Genomic DNA, 17121 nt, shown 5'->3' with positions numbered 1-17121 from the left:
GGCCAGCGCAGATCAGGGCTGCATCGATTGCCCTGCAGCCGTACGCGGCACCGCCCAGGGCCAGCATGCATCGACCCATGCGCCCAGACCTATGCCCGCCACGTAGGCCAGCAGATCCAGAGGATCAAACCCATTGCCCAGCACCAGATAACCCGGTGTGGTGGCGCGCACGGCCTGAATCCACGGTGCCTGGTACAGCTGCAGCAACTCCACTGCAAACGCAATCAGCAAAGCAGCAGCAGCCAGCCGCCCGCGCGCCATGGCGGGCCGCAGCCAGGCCACGCACAAGAACACCAGCCATGCCCAGAGCATGTCGCCCGGGTAATTGCCCAGCACCGCAGGAAACGGCGACCAGCCACGGCGCGAAGCCAGTCCCACAGCGATGACCAGCACCGCCAGCAGCGCCAGCCACAAGCGGGAACGAAACACGGAAACGGGCACGGAGTTAGAAGCAGACATCACAGCAAGATTTCAAAGCAGATCAACGGGGCGAGCCATGCCCCACAGCACGAGTGCGCCTAGGCATAGCTGCCAGTACGTGGGCCAATGGCTGGTTGCAGGCAAGGCGGTGTCAGAGCATATGCGCGCTGCGGGGCCCGTGCGCCAGCTGGCTGCACTTGAGCGTGACCCACACAAAGCCCAGCAGGCACAGCAAGCTGTAGGGCTGCGACATGGCCAGCACCTGCCAGCCCAGATAAAAGCCCATTTCAGCGCCCCACAGCAAGTCTTGCCACAGCCTTGGCCCAGAAGGAAAGTAGCCCGCCAGCATGTCATGGATTTTCCAGAGCACACCGCCCAGGACAGAAGCCACAGCGATGGTCACCAGCAAAGTGCCTGCTGCCAGCAGCCAGCGGTGACTGCGCAGGCTTTGCGGCAGGCCATAGATGGCCGCCATAGCGACCGAGGCATGCACTGCACAAAACAACGCAATGTATTGAAAGGCATAGGCCTCGTGGTACATGAACATGCGATACAAGGCACCAAACACCAGCGTCTGTCCCAGCACTCCATGCAGCAGCCCGTAGACCGCACTGCTGTACAGAAACAGGCTAAAAAAACAGCCCAGCCACCCGAAAAACCATCGCATACCCAGCCAACCTTGGTGCATAAAAGAGGGCTGATTTCCTCAGCCCATGTTCAAAAAAATACTGAATACCAGCGCTTACGCTGGCGCACGGCTGCCCGGTGGCAGCAACACCAGCCCTGGTGGCACGCTATCTCCCAGGCTGCGTTTTTGGTCTTCTGCCTGCATCTGCACCACCTGCTCGAGCAGCGTCACCCAGCGTTCAGGTGCACCTGAAGCGCGCATTTTCTCCAGCACCTGCTGACGCACCGCATCGGGTACATCGCGTGCACGGTCGCCCGTCATGCGCGCAATCTGTACAGCCGCAAACATGGCGGTTTCGTTCTTGCGCCAGTCTTGCTGCAGCGTGGCATCCAGAAACTCTTGCGCAGCCGCTGGCGGCATGACCAGATGCGCATTGGCAGCCAGCGGCTGGCGTGCAGCCACGCGCCCAATGGCCCACCAGGTCTGCACGGATTCATCGGGGCGCTTGAGGCGCTGCAGCATCCACTGCCCCATCTCCTGGCGGTAGGACCACGGCACAGCCTCCATGGCAGCAAACAGGCGCAGCATGTCGTCATAGCTGCCCAAGCTGGCTTTACCGCCACCGCTTGCCACGCTGCGCTGGGTGGTTTGCTGCACAGTCTTTTGCATGGCACCGGCCACGGCTTCCAGCACCTGCATTTGCTGCTCTTCATTCAGACCGGCCGCCACACGGCGCCAAAAGACCCACCACTCCGTCCAGTTGGCGGCCTCTTTGGCGTGGCCCAGACCCTGCTCGTACAGTGACCACACTTGTGCAATCCGCCAGCTATCGAGCTGCGCCCCCACACCGGGGCGCAGGCACCAGCCAGCCAGATTGAACCAGACACGCTCATGGTCTGCGCTGCGGCGGCGGCGCTTGGCACGGGCCAGCAGCGCATCAAACAGGGCCCGCAGCAGGCCCACATCCCAGCCCTCGCGTCCGCCCAGCAATTTCTCCAGCGACTGGCGCAACTGACGCACTTCTTTGCTCGTGACTGCTTGCGCTTGCGTGCCAAAGATACGGTCCAGCTGCGCCACTGCTTGGGGCAATAGGGTGTCGGCTGTTTTCAGGCCTTTTGAGTGTTTTGGGTCTGCAGTGTTTTCTGCATCAGCGTCAGCCGCCGGGTTTTCTTGTGCCGTCTGCCCCACGGCACCACGCACGCTAAAAGGCAGCAACCAGGACTGCGCTGGGTCGGCCACACCGTCTTGAATGCGGGTGCAACGCACTTCCAGCGTGCCCACTTCGGTCATGCAAGCTTGCAACTGCACTTCCACCTGCGCCATGGTCTGGCCTTGCGGCGCTGGCAGCACCATGGACAGTGGTGGCAGCTCCACCCAGCCCTCGCCCTCCAGCTTGATCAACTGCCCCGGCTGCATGGTTGCACTGTGCTGGCTGTTAGCCAGCAGCACAAAGCGCACCGCCTGCCCCAGCCGCAATGCAAAACGGCGGCCCGAAAGCACCATGCGCACCCCCTCTGGCGTGCCCCTGGGCAGCAAGCAAAGAATATCCGGAGCTTGCCCGGCCTTGCCGGGCAAGAGCAGCCCATAGCTGCGGGCCGAGCCGCCCCCAATCTGCGGCAATATGGCTGTGGCCGCTGTTTGTGCTGACTGCTCGGATGCAGGCAGCCGATCGGCTGCCGTTGCGTGCTCTGCCTGCACCCGCGCCAGCCCATAGGCGGCAGCACCCCGGGCCACGGCCCAGTCCGGATGCGGGTTGTGCAGCACGCGCACGGGACTGCCGCGCCAGTCGCTGAGCTGCTGTGTCAAGCGCTCTACCAGCGCATGGGCGTGAAACACACCGCCATTGAGCAGCACGGTATCGGGCAAAGCGCCCGCTGCGTGCTGCGCCAGAAACTGCGCCAGATGGCGGCTGATGGCAGCGTCTGCCGGGTACGGCAGACCAAAGCCGCGCAACGCGCCCTGGCGTTTGGCGGGGTGATCGGTCATGGCAGCAGGCGGTAAAAAACCTTCCACCACCCATTGCTGCACCTGCGCCTGTGTGAGCGTGACGGACTGGCTCTGGGCCAGCAAACGGCTGCCGCCCCCCAGCAGCGTGACCGTGACATGCCCGGGAGCATCCTGCGCCAGCAATTGCTCTTTGGCGATCCGGCAGCGCTGCACCAGCTGCGCAAAACGCGCCGCTGGCAAGCGCTGGCCTGCCCCCGCCAGTGCGGGCTCCAGCTGGTGCGCCAGCGCCAGATCCATGTTGTCGCCGCCCAGCATCAGGTGCTCGCCTACGGCAGTGCGAGTCAGCACAGGCAGTTCGCCCTCAGAGGCTGCAGCCTCCACGCGAATCAGTGTCAAATCGGTGGTGCCGCCGCCCACATCCACCACCAGTACCAGACGGCTGTCGGCCAGTTGAGAGGCCAGTTGCTCGCCTTGCAGCAACAGCCAGTCGTGAAAGGCTGCCTTGGGTTCTTCCAGCAAATGCACCTGCTGCAGACCGGCCAGACTGGCGGCCTCCAGCGTCAGTGCGCGCGCGCCCTCATCGAATGAGGCAGGTACGGTGAGCACCACGGTTTGCTGATGCAGCGGTGCACTGGGGTGCTGCCCATCCCACGCGGCTTTGACATGGGCCAGGTACGAAGCGCTGGCTTGCAGCGGCGACACCTTGGCCACATCGTCCCCCGCCCCCCACGGCAAGATAGCGGCCGTGCGATCTACCCCCGTGTGCGAGAGCCAGCTTTTGGCACTGGCCACCAGTCGCATGGGTACAGCAGCGCCCAGATCACGCGCCCAGCGACCAATCACGGCTGGGGTGGCGGCTTCTGCCCCCTGAGGCGGCCACGGCAACTGCCACGCATCACCCAGCTCACCGGGTGCCGCCTGGTAACGCACCGAAGGCAGCAGCGGCTGCGCCAGCACTTCCCCCGCCGTGCTGCGCTGTGCGATCTGGAGCAGGGCAATGTCTTTGGCCGATCCGCCCAGCGGCACGCTGGCCACCACTGTGTGGCTGGTGCCCAGATCAATACCAACAATGAAAGCAGGAGACGGCGGGGCTACGGGCATGAAATCTCAATACAAACGGTGCGCGACAGAGGCTGGAATCGTAGCAAGCCCCCTTGCACTGCGTCACCCACGGCAAAGATCGCCCCGCAATATCCCTTTGAGACAAGCCGTCGGGCGCTGGGGGCACCGGCTACAGGCATACCGTGCAGCGTGGCCCATGCAACCACCATGCATCAGTGGCCGGGCATATCCACCGTCATGGCCACCAGCCGCATCACAACCGGGCGCACGATCAATACACAGAAAAAAGCAACCGGCATGGCCACCACATAAGCCTTGAACACCTGCGCTACGTATCCAGCGCTCAAACCATGGTTCACCGCCACAATGGTCGAGCACATCAGCAGCGCCATGATGGCTGCCATGTAGAGCGAGAAAACGATGGGCGTGTAGCGGCGGTGCAATTTTTTACGGGCAGAGACAGGTTGGGATTCAGAAGTGTTCATCGTTCAGATAACAGCGCACCCTTGGCCTCGCAAGGTAGACAGGTACGCACATGGTTGATAAAGTCAATCAATAATAATTAATTGGTTGACTTTGTCAACTTAAGTGACGTATGACCACTTCATCTTCGCTCCAGATATTTGAAAACCTGCATGAGTTGTTGCACATGTTCCGCACCCGAACGCGCAGCCATCTGGAGGCCTCCCACCCTGAGCTCACCCTGAACGAAGCGCGCGTGCTGCTGCACACCGCTCGCCACCCGGGCATCACGCAAAAAGATGTGATCGAACGCAGCCACACCGACAAGGCCCAGATGACACGCATTCTCTCCAGCCTGGAGATGCAAGGCTGGCTCACGCGCACCCCCAGCACGACAGACAAACGGGTACGCCACCTGCACCTGAGCCCCGCAGGCCAGCAACTGGTGGCACAGCTTCAAGCCGTGCAGCAGCAAGTAGCCAATGAACTGCTGGGTGATTGGCCCGAGGCCTTGCGCATGCAATTGCTGCAGACGCTGCAAAGCGCAGCGCACGGCACACCGCCCTCCAATTGAGCGGCGCGTCTTGGCTTGTGCTGGCCACTTATCGCGCGGCGAAGGCTTGCTTTTCTTAACTTGAACTTGCTGACCGGGTCGCCCCCGGCGCAGCCTTACTTTCTTGCTTGTGCAAGAAATTAAGCAAAGAAGCACACCCTGCTCCCCGTGTCCCTTCGCTGCGCTACGGGCAACCTGCGGTGCTCACTCACAGGGTGGTGCCGCAGAACACGCTGCGCGGCTTGGCCGCTTCGCTCGAACAACTGCGGCAAGCTAGATGACGATGCATGCGTGCTACTTGGCACACATGCCCACCCTGCGCTCTGTGCGCCTCGGCACGGGTACAAGGGCACGGCATGCATGCCTGCTTTATCTGCTTTGTCAGGTGTGCTCTTTTAAAGAATTTGAACCACTTTCGCTTGCTGCATAAGCGTCAGGGCCAAAAAAAACTCGTCAAACAAAAAAGCCCACTGACCATCGGCCAGCAGGCTTTGCAACCACATCAACCGTTGGATTCAACCGCTGAAGCGATGAGGAAGATCAAGCCTCGTCAGCAGTCTCCGCACGCACATCAAACTCCACCTTCCAGCGGTCTGTGCCGCCGACTGGAACCGCATTCAATTGCAGCGTCCCGATATCGGTCACCCGTGCCTTCAAAGTCACAGGCACAACCTCTCCGGCAGCACGGCCAGCAGCGGGCAGGTTCAACTCAATTTCCTGCAGTTCCACCAGTTCTTCGGGGCCCCAGAAGTCCAGCATGGTGCCGACCCCATCTGCACGGCGCACGGATGAGCCAAAGAAGCGCAAGCGCACAGGTTCGCCCACCACCAGGCCCAACTCCAAGTCGCTCAACGCAACCTCAGTGCCCTCTTCCATGCCAAACGGTGCCAGACACAGGGCAGACATGGGTGGCTCCATGCCGGGAATGGCGGGCATGTTCGATTCCACGCCCACGTAGTACGACTGCGCCGTGCCGCCACGGATGCGCACACCGCGGCCAGTGGTGCTGATGTGGCCGTAATAGGCTGCACCACGGGCCACGGCCAGGTCAAGATTGGCACCGACAAGCAAACGGGCGGGCTCGCAGGCCTCGTCGTCCAGCCAGCCATTGATGACTTCCAGAATGCGCTGCTCAATCTGCGGAGCCTTGAGCACGCCGCCGTTGAACAAAATGGCCGTCGGGTGCAGGAAGGTAGAGCCTTGCACCTGATCGACATTCAGGCCGTCAATATCCTGCAGGGCATTCACCTGGCGGCTGAGGAAGGCGGCCAGATGGCGTGTGACTGCCGCGTCTTGCGCATACGGCAGGCCCAGCTGTGTAAGCGCAGCGCGAGCACGGGTTTGGGGCTTGTCGGAGACAGCCACTTTGGGAAAGAAGCCCTCCACCAGCATGGCCAGCACTTCCTGGCGCGTGACTTCGGTACGGATGGAGCCACCGATGAGCTTGCTGCCCCGGCTAGGCACCACCACGGGCACGGATTGCAAGGTGTCGTCGGCCAGCAACTGCTCCTTGGCTGCGCGGCAGCCATGCGAGAGGGCGCGGGTTTGCCATGCGTCCAGTTGCTTGCCCTCAGCGGCCAGCTTGCGGGCCACGCCATAGGCCAGCGCCAGGTCCATGTTGTCGCCGCCCAGCAAGATGTGCTCGCCCACGGCAATGCGCTGCAGCTCCAGACTGCCATCGCGCTCCAGCACGGCGATGAGCGACAGGTCGGTGGTGCCACCACCCACGTCCACCACCAGGATCACATCACCGTGCTTGACTTGCTTGCGCCAGTCGCCGCCGCTGGCCTGAATCCAGCTGTACAGCGCGGCTTGGGGTTCTTCCAGCAGGGTCAGGTGATGAAAACCTGCTGCCTTGCAGGCCTCGGCCGTCAGCTCGCGTGCGGCAGGGTCGAACGAGGCAGGGATGGTGACGGTAATGTCTTGCTGCGCAAATGGGGCCTCGGGGTGCGCTTGCTCCCACGCCCAGCGCAGGTGCTCCAGATAGCGAATCGACGCTGTCAGCGGCGAGATACGGCTGACTTCTTCTGGCGCGTCAGGCGGCAAGATGCCAGCGCGGCGGTCCACACCGGGGTGGCACAGCCAGCTTTTAGCGCTGCTGACCAGGCGGATGGGCGTGGCCGCGCCGCGTGTGCGGGCGAATTCACCAGTGATGTAGCCGGCCGCGGGTGCGCCGGGCAGGGTGCGCTCGGCTTCGGTCAGCTCACTGTCATGCGGCAGGTACAGAAATGACGGCAACAGGGGCTTGGCCTCCACACTGGCTGGCGCAGTGAGCTGGGGCACGTTGAGCACGCCTTGCACGACTTTTTCACCATCACTGGCGGTTTTATCGACAAACGACAGCGCGCAGTGCGTGGTGCCAAGGTCAATACCAATGCTGTATTGGGCTGTGCCAGCTGGCAAGCCGTTTTGGCTGTTAGCGCTTGCTGGGTTTGCATGGGCTGCGCCGGTATGCGCATCTGCAACAGATCCAGCAGACGATGCGGCGGCGTTGCCTGAAGCGGCAATCGAGGCAAACATGTTCATGGTTTACAGCTCCACTTCGGCTTGCGCGATGACCTTGGCCGCTTGCGTGTCGGTCAGCTGGGGCAACTTCACCTCAGTGACCTGCCAGCCCCGGTGGCCCAAGGTGCCGGTAAACGGTGCCTGCCCAACCACATTGCCAGTCAGGCGCACGGCGGCGGCGTCAAAGCCGGCCTCCAGCGTCACGCGAGTGCCTTCTGCCTCCACGCGCACAGGCTGGATGGCGAAGTGCTCACGCAGCACCTTGCGGCAGCCTTCGTGCACCACGCGGGCTGCGGCACCAATTTCGGCATCGGTATAAGGGGCTACGTCTTCCTGAATGAAGTCCACAAAACGCGCTTCGCGCTGCATCAGACCCAGCAGTTGCAGCGCGGCAGTGCTGGTGGGCACTTCAATGGTTTTTTCGATCAGCTTTTCGACGGGAACCTCGACCCGTTTTTCCACGGTTTTCTCGACGATCTTTTCTACGGGTACTTCCACGCGCACTTCGACAATTTTCTCGACGGGCACTTCAACGCGGATTTCCTGAGGTGCCACATCGGCGGCCAGGGCTTCGCCATTGCGCACGCGGGCCACGTCAGCGGCCAGGCGGCCATTGCCCAAGATGGCAAAGAAACTGCCGATCGCAATAGCGATGCGACTGAGAAACGAGGAAGGGGTGTGGGATGTCATGGACATGGTTCTCGAAACACTTCGCACAAGACCACCAGCTCAAAGGCGTGGGCTTGCACGAACAAATAGGTGCCGGGCAAAGGTAGATGCGCTGACCGCGCGCGCCCGCAGGGGAGCCGATGTTACCCAAAGCTGTATGCCTTGCTGCGGGGCAAGGTATCCCCACGCAAGCGAATGTCGCACTGCAACATGCTGAAAAGCAATGCCCCCGATAATGTGTGCCCACCATGCACTCCACGCTTGCACCATCCGCCACCGCCCTGCGCCGCACTGCCTTGACCGCAGCGCCACAGTCGCGTGCCTGCGTTTTGCGCCGCCAGCATGCGCAAAGCCATGGTGTTCCAACGGCATTCATCAGTCTCAGTGGCGTTACGGCCATGCTTTCCGCCGCCGTGCGGAAGGTGTAAGACCACACACTCTCTCCTCCGCACGGCATCAACCTCTTGCAACCGCAAGGGCGCATACACACCGCTACGGCCCCAGTACGTCTGTACAGACACCGCCTAGCCACGCCATGCGCCTGTTCTCATTCACCCGGAATGGACGAGCTTGACCCATGGACATGGAACTGACCCAAACTTTTCTGCGCGGCAAAAATCCCTGCGCTGCTGGCTACCGCTGGTTTGTACGCAATGACCTCAGTGGCAAGGACTACCAAAGCGCCATGGACACCCAGGTGGCCGCCGGACGCATTGAGGACGCACGCTGGCTGCTGGAGAACTTTGGCGCTACCCACTCGGTGCTGGAGCTGGAGCATCTGGAGGCCGAGCACTTTGTCTTTGCCGGCACGCTGATCGTGCGCGGTGATGTGCGCGTGCCCGGGCAGTTGCTGGTGGGGGGCAAGCTGCAGGTGGGGGCTGGCATTCGCGCAGGCACTGTGGAAGTGGGCGGAGACATTCAAAGCGGTGGTGCCATTTTTTGCGACAGCCTGCTCAAGGCAGGCGGCACCATCAAAACGGCCTGGAGCGTGGAGGTGCAAGGCGACGTGTATGCCGAATCGCTGCGCACCGGCTGGGAGCTGCGCTGCGGGGGCAAGGTGCAGTTGCAGGGCGACGCCATCATTGGCCGCGAGGTACAGGTGCAAGGCATGCTGCAATGCACCAAAGGCCTGCGTGCAGGGGGCGATGTCTGCGTGCAAGGCTTGCTGGACGTTGGCCAGGGCATCGCCACGCAAGGCGAAGTGAACTGCGGCAACCACATTCAGGCGGGCTGGGGCATCAAGACGCTGGGCGATCTGCGCGCCGCTTGCAGCATTCGGGCTGGCGAGAGCTTGCAGGCCGATGGCGAAATCAGCGCGGGCGAAGGCTATGGCGTATTTGCAGGCATGAATGTACAGATGCAGGCATGGCCCGATTGCGCCTGGGTACGCGCCCTGCGCAAACCACAGGGGCTGGTCAGCGGCTGGTGGGAAGACGCCGCCGCCTGCCCTGCATAAGAAAACGCACACGCACCTTTCTGGTGCACAGCTTCTTTTCCAGGGTGCGTCCTTGTGGTTCGTTGTGCCTGGCTGTGCCTCCGCCAGCGCTGCTACGCACCCCCTTGATCTTCGCGTGCGCCCACAGGCGGCACCTCGGGCCACCTGCACCCGCCCACACAACGGCCCCAGCGGCCCCAACGGAAGATTGGCAGGCGTGCAGCGCTGCACGCGCTGGCAACTGCTGCCGAGCCCTGGCTGCGACGGCGCTGGGGCTAGGTGTAACACCTTAGTCATACATCCAGCGCATGACCTTCTTCCATTTCATCGTTATGCCGCAACGGGCAATTGCCAGATAGTTGACGCAAGTGCTTGACACTCCCTACAGCGCGCACCCCTTGCCTCTCAGGTTTTCACCAACCGGCACGGAGATTGCTCAGCCCCCACCATGGAGATTTTTCTTATGCGTTTCTTGTCTGCCCGTTTGACCCTGGCCTGTGCCGCCGTGCTCTCCGCTTTCAGCGTGCAGGCACAAACTGCCACCACACTGGAGAAAATTCAGCAGCAAGGCAAGGTGGTGATTGGTGTGCGAGAAAGCTCAGCGCCCATGGCCTACGCGCTGGGCTCCAACGCCCAATTTGTGGGCTATCACGTAGAGCTGTGCGAAAAGGTGCTGGGCCAGATCGTGCCCAAGGCCAAGATTGAGTACATGGCCATGACGGCACAAAACACCTTGCCTCTGGTGCAAAACGGCACCGTGGATCTGGGCTGCGGCCCCACCACCAACAATCTGAGCCGTCAAAAGCAGGTTTCTTTTGCTGTGACCACCTACGTCAGCGAAGTGCGCATGGCTGTGCGTGCTGACTCGCCTGTTACCTCGTTCAAGCAGCTCGATGGCAAGACCGTGGCCGCCTCTGCAGGCACCACCGCCGTGCAATTGCTGCGCAAATATGCCCGCGACAACAACGTGAATCTGCCCACGCAACTGGGCAAAGACCACTTTGAAAGTTTCATGATGCTGGAAGCAGGCCGCGCTGATGCTTTCGTGCTGGATGACAACCTGCTGGCTGGCGTGATTGCCAATTCCAAGGACCCAAAGGGCTACAAAATTGTGGGTGAAGTGCTGGGTGCTGAGCCCATTGCGCTGCTGTTTCGCAAAGATGACCCAGCATTCAAAAAGGCGGTGGACGATGCCCTGGTCGGCATGATGAAGTCGGGCGAAGTGGCCAAGATTTATGACAAGTGGTTTGTACAGCCCATTCCGCCCAAGAACATGTCTCTGAGCCTGCCCATGAGCGACACGCTCAAAGGACTGCTGCAAGCGCCTAACGACAAGCCGCTGGAAGCCTACGCTTCCTAAGCCCACCGCATGAACGGCCTGCCCCGGTACAACCTTGGCAGGCCGTTGTCTTTTTCAAATACCACGGCATAAAAATTGCAGCACCCCAGCCAAGCGCCAAGGCGCCGTGCAGCATGCACACCATGCGTACAGGCCCCGCGCAGCCACACTGCAAACACTGAAAGGAATTGCACCATGATGCAACGTCGCCACTTCATGCTCGGAAGCGCCGCCGCGCTGGGCTTGCCAGCCGTATGGGCACAAAGCCCCTGGCCCCAGAAACCTGTACGGGTGGTGATCCCGTATGTTGCCGGCGGGGTGACGGACAGCGTGGGCCGCAAGCTCATGGACAAGATGAGTCATGCGCTGGGGCAAAGCTTTGTCGTGGAAAACAAGGGCGGTGCTGGGGGTACGGTGGGCATGGCCGAAGTGGCCAAGGCCGCCCCTGATGGATACACGCTGGCGCTCAGCGCCATCAGCCCACTGACGCTGTCACCACACCTGATGAAGCTGTCGTACGACCCTTTCAAAGACATCATGGCGGTCGTGCCGATGATGTATTCGCCCGTCTACGTGCTGGCAACCACCGCCTTCAAGGGCAGCAGCTGGCAAGAGCTGATTGCGCAGGCCAAGGCCAGCCCGGGCAGCATCCGGATTGCCACCTCGGGCGTGGGCTCGGTGGGGCACATCATGGTCGAGCAGATTCAGGCCAAGACCGGCGCGCAGTTCATCCATGTGCCTTACAAAGGCGTAGCACAGACGGTGACCGATGCGGTGGGCGCGCATTTTGAAATCATGCTGGGCAACCCGTTCCCCACCGTTAACAGCCTGATCGAACAAGGCAAGCTGCGCGTACTGGCCACCACCGGCCCGCAGCGGGCACCCAACCAGCCCAAAGCCGCCACGCTGGCCGAGCTGGGAGTACCCGAGGCCAACCTGACCTCCATGTTCGGCTTCATGGCACCGGCAGGCACGCCAGCAGCAGTGGTGGAAAAGCTCAATGCCGTGGTGCAGCAGCAGGTGCAGACCCCGGAGATTCAGGAAATTTTGAAAGCCACAGACAACGTCGCCTTGCTGCAAGACAGTGCCGCTTTTGGCGAGTTGCTGCGCAAGGAAAGCGAAAACAACGCAGCCATCATCAAGAAAGCCGGCATCCGGCTTTGAGCGTTGTGGGCACATCGCAGGTAGTGACTGCAAGCTTGCAGGCCGGATACAGCCTTGCAGACAAGGTGATCTGTTTGTTTCACCCTGTCGTGCCCACACCCACACCTGCAATGGCCGGGGGACACAGGTGGAACGACGCTGGCCCTACTTGGTGAGCTGGCTGCAATGCACACCACCCGATGCCTCACTCGTGGCGCAGTGCACTCAAACGCTGCAGGGCTAAGGCATTGAAAATGCCTTTACTTAAAAGCCGCAAAAGCTGCAGCACCCAGCCACTGTGCTGCAGCTTTTGCGTCAGCCTGCTGCCGCTGCGCTGCTTGGCGCAGTCTCCTGCACCGGCTGCGTCCAGCCCCCACCAAGCACCGTGAACAGCGTGGCAAGGGCAATCTGCCTCTGCGTAGAGGTTTCAATGAGCGACAGGCGGTTGGAGAAATCACTGCGCTGGGCATCGAGATACCGCAGTTGGCTATCCACCCCTGCTCGCCAGCGAGCCTCGGCCAGTCGAAGAGACTCCATGCCTGACTGGGCCAGCTGCTCGCGCGCGCTCTCCTCACGCCGCAGGGTATCGGTCGCAGCCAGCGCGTCAGCAACCTCGCGGAAGGCGGTCTGAACCGTGCCTTCATAGGCAGCGACTGCGCTATCGCGCCGCAGCGTTGCGAGCTCCAGATTGGCGCGGTTACGACCACCATCGAAGATCGGCAAATGGATCTGTGGCGTGAACGACCAGGCGCGCTGCCCCCCGGAGAAAAGGTCCGACAGCTCGGCACTCGAAGAACCGAACAGGCCGGTGAGTGAAATGCGCGGGAAAAACGCTGCACGCGCAGCCCCGATGCTGGCGTTGCGCGCCTGCAGCCGGTGTTCGGCGGCTTTGATGTCAGGGCGATAGTTCAGCAGTTCAGAAGGCGCTCCCACCGCAATGTCCTGAACCAGCAATGTCGCAGTGCTCGGACTATCAGGCAGGGCAACCGCGGCATCCCCCACCAGCAGCCCTAAAGCATGGCTGGCCTGACGCACTTGCCGCTCTACGCTAGCCTGCTCAGCCCTTGCCTGCGCAGCCAGACCCAGGGCATCTTGGTACTCCAGCGCCGTCGCAGCACCCGCCTCACGGCGATGCTTTATCAGCGTCAGGCCAGCTTCACGCGCCTTCAGGGTGCTGGATGTGAGTGACAGCCGGTGCAGCGCACCATCACGTGTCACGTACGCCTGAATGACTTCAGACACCAGACTGATCTGCACGGATCGGGCAGCCTCTTCGGTCGCCAGAAACTCCTGGAGCGCAGCGTCCGACAGGCTGCGAACACGTCCCCACAGATCCAGCTCGAAAGCGGCAAGCCCTATGCCCGCCTGGTAGGAAGATTGCACCTGCGAACTGCCGGTGCTGCTCAGATCTGCAGGGGTACGCTGCCGTGCCCCGTTGCCCTGCAACCCCACAGCAGGCAAGCGATCCGCGCGCTCAACACGATAGGTGGCGCGTGCGGCCTCCACATCCAGCAAGGTTTGACGCAAGTTGCGATTGTTCGCCAGGGACTGCGTGACCAAGCCGCGCAGCGTGTCATCGGTGACAAACGACTGCCACTGCAGCGATGCAGCCGCAGAAACTGCGGACACATCCGACGGGTTTTGCACGGTGCTCCACTGCGCAGGAAGACTCACGTCTGGCCGCTGGTGTGCAGGGGCAAACGAGCAACCGGCTAAAAGCACGCTCAAAGTGAGCACTGCCAAAGTTGCTGGCGTGCGTTCAAGGTTCAATATGTTCATGTCGGTCAATCTCCTGCTGCATCGGCCGCAGGTTGGTGGGAGGTGGAAGTCGACGCGCTGGCTCCGGTCGACTTACGGCCTTGAAAGCGTGACAGCACCCAGACAAAGAAGATCGGTACAAACAGCACACCCAGCACCGTTGCCGTAAGCATGCCGCCAATCACCCCGGTGCCAATGGCACGCTGGCTGGCCGCGCCGGCCCCTGAAGCAATAGCCAGTGGCACCACCCCCAAAATGAAGGCCAGCGACGTCATCACAATCGGGCGAAAACGCAGGCGCGCAGCTTCGATGGCTGCTTCCGCCAAGCCCATGCCTTGCTCGCGCAGGCTCTTGGCAAATTCCACAATCAAAATCGCGTTCTTCGCGGCAAGGCCGATGATCGTAATCAGCCCCACCTTGAAGTACACATCGTTGGGCATACCCAAGGCCGTCACCGCCAGTACGGAGCCCAGGGCGCCCACAGGCACCACCAGCATCACTGCAGCAGGAATGGCCCAGCTCTCATACAAAGCGACCAGCAGCAAAAACACCACCACGAATGACAGCACAAGCAGCACAGGAGCCTGCGCACCGGCAGAGCGCTCCTGCAGGGACAGTCCGGTCCACTCGTAACCAATACCCGGTGGCAATTCATGCATGAAGCGCTCCAGCTCTGCCATGGCCTCCCCGGTACTGCGTCCAGGGGCAGCATCGCCCGATATCTTGAAGGCCGGATAACCGTTGTAGCGCGCAATCTGCACGGGACCGGTCTCCCAGACCGTCGTAGCAAAGGCGGACAGCGGCACCTGCTCGCCGCGTGCATTTGGCACATGCAAGGTGAGCAAGGACTCTGGCGTCATGCGGCTGGCCATGTCGGCCTGCACGACCACACGCTGCAAGCGCCCTTGATTGGCGAAGTCCGCCGCCACAGCTGAGCCATAGGCTGTTGAGAGGGCCGCGCTGATGGTGCCGTAGTTCACACCCAGTGCTTGCGCCTTCTCGCGGTCAATGTCCAGACGCAGCTGGGGTGCATCCTGCAGGCCTTCCATCATGGCGTAGAGGAACATGGGCGAGGTGTTGGCTTGCTGCAGCAGCTTGTCACGTGCCGCAGTCAGCGCTTGACGGCCCACACCGCCACGGTCTTGCAGCCGCAGGGCGAAACCGCTGGCATTGCCCAGACCTTCGATGGGCGGAGGAGACACCGCCATGACGCTGGCGTCGGTCATGCCCGCAAAGTGCGCGTTGAATGCCGCCACTTCATCGTCAGCCGACTGACCCGCTGCGCGCACAGACCAATCCTTGAGCACCGGAAACCCAATGGCCGCATTTTGACCTGTGCCAGAAAAACTGAACCCCATCACCATCGCGGTGGACTCTGTGGCTGGACGCGAGAGCAGGTACTCATCGATCGACTTCACGACCTGCTCGGTGCGCGCATGCGTCGCACCGGGGGGCAGTTGCACGTCCACGATGTAGTAGCCCTGATCTTCGGAAGGAACGAACGATTCGGGCAACCGGGTGTACACAAATGCCAGCAGAGCGACGACAGCCAGATACACCAGCATGTAACGGCCGCTGCGCTGCACCAGACGCGTATTGAGCCATGTGTAGCGCTCAGTCAGCGCACCAAATCTGCGGTTGAACCAGCCAAAGAAACCACGCTTCTCGTCATGGTGACCTGCAGGAATGGGCTTGAGCAGTGTCGCGCACAGGGCAGGCGTCAGGGTCAGCGCCAGGAAGCCAGAAAACAAAATGGAGACGGCCAGCGACAGCGAGAACTGTTGATAGATCACCCCCACCGATCCGCTCATGAAAGCCAGCGGCAAGAACACAGCCGACAGCACCAGCGTGATGCCCACAATGGCACCCGAGACCTGCCCCATCGCCTTGATGGTTGCCTGTTTGGGGGGCAGGCCCTCATTGGCCATGATGCGTTCCACGTTCTCCACCACCACAATGGCATCGTCCACCAAAATACCGATGGCCAGCACCATGCCGAACATCGTCATCATGTTGACGGAAAAGCCCAGCGCATACATCACCGCCAGCGTGCCGGCCAGACACACCGGCACCACGATGGCGGGAATGGTGGTGTAGCGGAAGTTCTGCAGGAACAGGAACATCACAACGAACACCAGCAAGGCCGCTTCCACCAATGTCTGAATGACCTTGGTGATTGCCACATCCACAAAACGCGATGTGTCGTAAGGCACGGCATATTCAATGTCGGCGGGGAAGTCTTTGGACAGCTCCGCCAGCCGCTCCTTGACGGCTTGTGCCGTCTGCAGTGCATTGGCCCCGGGTGCCAGCTGCACCGCGGCACCCACAGCCTTTTTGCCACTCTCCAGCATCTCGAAACTGTAGTCCTGCCGGCCCACGTCGATACGAGCCACCTGGCTCAATGTGACCTGTGAGCCGTCTGGGTTGGCGCGCAGCACGATACGCCCAAATGCTTCGGGCGACTCCAGCGTGCCCTGCACGGCAATCGTGGCCGACAGCTCCTGCTCGGGCGTGCCCGGACGTGCGCCAAAGCTGCCTGCTGGCACCTGCACGTTTTGCGCTGCAATCGCCGTATTGACATCGGCGATCGACAATCCATAACCCAGCAGCTTTTGCGGATCAACCCAGATCCGCATGGCGGCCTCGGCAGCAAAAAACTGCACTTTCCCCACGCCCGGCAGACGCCTGACTTCTGGATTGATCTTGCGTGCAGCGTAATCGGCCAGACCCACGACATCCTTGGTGGAATGGCTGTCCTTGTAGGCCAGCGTATAGATCATCAGAAAACCTGAGCTGGCCTGCTCAATCTGCAAGCCTTGCTGTGTCACCTCGCGCGGCAGGCGCGACTCAGCCTTCTTGATGCGGTTTTGCACATCCACCTGGGCCTGATCGGGATCAGTGCCGGGCGCGAAGGTGGCGGTGATCTCCGCCATCCCCGAAGAGCTGCTGGACGACTCGTAGTACATCAGCCCTTTGGAGCCATTGAGCTCTTCTTCGATCACGCTGGTGACCGAGTCGACCAGCGTAGAAGCCGACGCGCCCGGATAGGTGGCGGAAATCGTCACCTGTGGTGGCGCCACGGTCGGGTACTGCGAGACCGGCAGCGCGGGGATAGCCAGCAAGCCAGCCAGCGTGATGAAAATGGCGACCACCCACGCGAAGTTGGGGCGGTCAATAAAGAAACGGGGCATGTCGGGTCC

13 protein-coding genes are annotated in these 17121 nt (G+C 61.7%); 5 read left to right on the top strand and 8 right to left on the bottom strand.

Translation table 11 applies throughout. The annotated features are described in order from the left end of the window. Nucleotides 1–12: 12 nt before the first annotated feature. The 4 genes from H9646_RS06880 to H9646_RS06865 form a co-directional block, all read right to left on the bottom strand. Complete coding sequence (locus H9646_RS06880; protein ID WP_191722603.1) at nt 13–459, bottom strand: ribosomal maturation YjgA family protein; 447 nt, start codon at nt 457–459, stop codon at nt 13–15. 112 nt (nt 460–571) lie between these two features. Beyond that, complete coding sequence (locus H9646_RS06875; RefSeq protein WP_191722602.1) at nt 572–1087, bottom strand: hypothetical protein; 516 nt, start codon at nt 1085–1087, stop codon at nt 572–574. A gap of 75 nt (nt 1088–1162) precedes the next feature. Beyond that, nucleotides 1163–4096 carry an Hsp70 family protein gene (locus H9646_RS06870; protein ID WP_191722601.1) on the bottom strand — a complete coding sequence of 978 codons (2934 nt, stop codon included), beginning with the start codon at nt 4094–4096 and terminating at the stop codon, nt 1163–1165. Between the two features lie 173 nt (nt 4097–4269). Next, nucleotides 4270–4542 (bottom strand): DUF2798 domain-containing protein, encoded by a 273-nt coding sequence (locus H9646_RS06865; protein WP_191722600.1) that lies wholly within the window; start codon nt 4540–4542, stop codon nt 4270–4272. 164 nt (nt 4543–4706) lie between these two features. Here H9646_RS06865 and H9646_RS06860 point away from each other — a divergent pair, with 164 nt between their 5' ends. Further along, nucleotides 4707–5093 carry a MarR family winged helix-turn-helix transcriptional regulator gene (locus H9646_RS06860; protein ID WP_225214029.1) on the top strand — a complete coding sequence of 129 codons (387 nt, stop codon included), beginning with the start codon at nt 4707–4709 and terminating at the stop codon, nt 5091–5093. A 519-nt stretch (nt 5094–5612) separates the two neighbouring features. Here the strand turns inward: H9646_RS06860 and H9646_RS06855 are convergent. Together H9646_RS06855 and H9646_RS06850 are read right to left on the bottom strand one after the other, a co-directional pair. After that, the gene (locus tag H9646_RS06855) at nt 5613–7598 is read right to left on the bottom strand and encodes an Hsp70 family protein (RefSeq protein WP_191722598.1); all 1986 of its coding nucleotides are present in this window, start codon (nt 7596–7598) and stop codon (nt 5613–5615) included. Between the two features lie 3 nt (nt 7599–7601). Further along, nucleotides 7602–8267, bottom strand: a complete 666-nt coding sequence (locus H9646_RS06850; protein WP_191722786.1) for a DUF2760 domain-containing protein — start codon at nt 8265–8267, stop codon at nt 7602–7604. 227 nt (nt 8268–8494) lie between these two features. On the opposite strand from H9646_RS06850, the gene H9646_RS06845 reads away from it, so the two are divergent. From H9646_RS06845 to H9646_RS06830, 4 genes are all read left to right on the top strand, one after another. Further along, on the top strand, nt 8495–8674 hold the full coding sequence (locus tag H9646_RS06845) for a hypothetical protein (protein WP_191722597.1): 180 nt from the start codon (nt 8495–8497) through the stop codon (nt 8672–8674). A 149-nt stretch (nt 8675–8823) separates the two neighbouring features. Further along, complete coding sequence (locus H9646_RS06840) at nt 8824–9702, top strand: hypothetical protein (RefSeq protein WP_191722596.1); 879 nt, start codon at nt 8824–8826, stop codon at nt 9700–9702. Nucleotides 9703–10144: 442 nt separating this feature from the next. Further along, complete coding sequence (locus H9646_RS06835; protein WP_191722595.1) at nt 10145–11041, top strand: transporter substrate-binding domain-containing protein; 897 nt, start codon at nt 10145–10147, stop codon at nt 11039–11041. Between the two features lie 174 nt (nt 11042–11215). Next, nucleotides 11216–12184 carry a Bug family tripartite tricarboxylate transporter substrate binding protein gene (locus tag H9646_RS06830; RefSeq protein ID WP_191722594.1) on the top strand — a complete coding sequence of 323 codons (969 nt, stop codon included), beginning with the start codon at nt 11216–11218 and terminating at the stop codon, nt 12182–12184. Between the two features lie 294 nt (nt 12185–12478). Here the strand turns inward: H9646_RS06830 and H9646_RS06825 are convergent, their stop codons facing one another. Together H9646_RS06825 and H9646_RS06820 are read right to left on the bottom strand one after the other, a co-directional pair. Then, complete coding sequence (locus tag H9646_RS06825; RefSeq protein ID WP_404813088.1) at nt 12479–13933, bottom strand: efflux transporter outer membrane subunit; 1455 nt, start codon at nt 13931–13933, stop codon at nt 12479–12481. 14 nt (nt 13934–13947) lie between these two features. Further along, entirely contained in the window at nt 13948–17112 is a 3165-nt protein-coding gene (locus H9646_RS06820; RefSeq protein WP_191722592.1) for an efflux RND transporter permease subunit, read from the bottom strand. Nucleotides 17113–17121: the final 9 nt, after the last annotated feature.

The organism is Comamonas avium (assembly GCF_014836675.1).
GTDB lineage: Bacteria > Pseudomonadota > Gammaproteobacteria > Burkholderiales > Burkholderiaceae_C > Comamonas > Comamonas avium.
Note: the sequence above shows the minus strand (reverse complement) of the source record. Positions and strands in the feature narration are given on the sequence as shown.

Excerpts from the sequence above, each read along its gene's own strand:
- H9646_RS06860 (WP_225214029.1), top strand. The coding sequence starts at position 4,707 with ATGTTCCGCACCCGAACGCGCAGCCATCTGGAGGCCTCCCACCCTGAG.
- H9646_RS06850 (WP_191722786.1), bottom strand. The coding sequence starts at position 8,267 with ATGACATCCCACACCCCTTCCTCGTTTCTCAGTCGCATCGCTATTGCG.
- H9646_RS06875 (WP_191722602.1), bottom strand. The coding sequence starts at position 1,087 with ATGCGATGGTTTTTCGGGTGGCTGGGCTGTTTTTTTAGCCTGTTTCTG.
- H9646_RS06880 (WP_191722603.1), bottom strand. The coding sequence starts at position 459 with ATGTCTGCTTCTAACTCCGTGCCCGTTTCCGTGTTTCGTTCCCGCTTG.
- H9646_RS06870 (WP_191722601.1), bottom strand. The coding sequence starts at position 4,096 with ATGCCCGTAGCCCCGCCGTCTCCTGCTTTCATTGTTGGTATTGATCTG.
- H9646_RS06830 (WP_191722594.1), top strand. The coding sequence starts at position 11,216 with ATGATGCAACGTCGCCACTTCATGCTCGGAAGCGCCGCCGCGCTGGGC.
- H9646_RS06820 (WP_191722592.1), bottom strand. The coding sequence starts at position 17,112 with ATGCCCCGTTTCTTTATTGACCGCCCCAACTTCGCGTGGGTGGTCGCC.
- H9646_RS06865 (WP_191722600.1), bottom strand. The coding sequence starts at position 4,542 with ATGAACACTTCTGAATCCCAACCTGTCTCTGCCCGTAAAAAATTGCAC.
- H9646_RS06840 (WP_191722596.1), top strand. The coding sequence starts at position 8,824 with ATGGACATGGAACTGACCCAAACTTTTCTGCGCGGCAAAAATCCCTGC.
- H9646_RS06855 (WP_191722598.1), bottom strand. The coding sequence starts at position 7,598 with ATGAACATGTTTGCCTCGATTGCCGCTTCAGGCAACGCCGCCGCATCG.
- H9646_RS06835 (WP_191722595.1), top strand. The coding sequence starts at position 10,145 with ATGCGTTTCTTGTCTGCCCGTTTGACCCTGGCCTGTGCCGCCGTGCTC.
- H9646_RS06845 (WP_191722597.1), top strand. The coding sequence starts at position 8,495 with ATGCACTCCACGCTTGCACCATCCGCCACCGCCCTGCGCCGCACTGCC.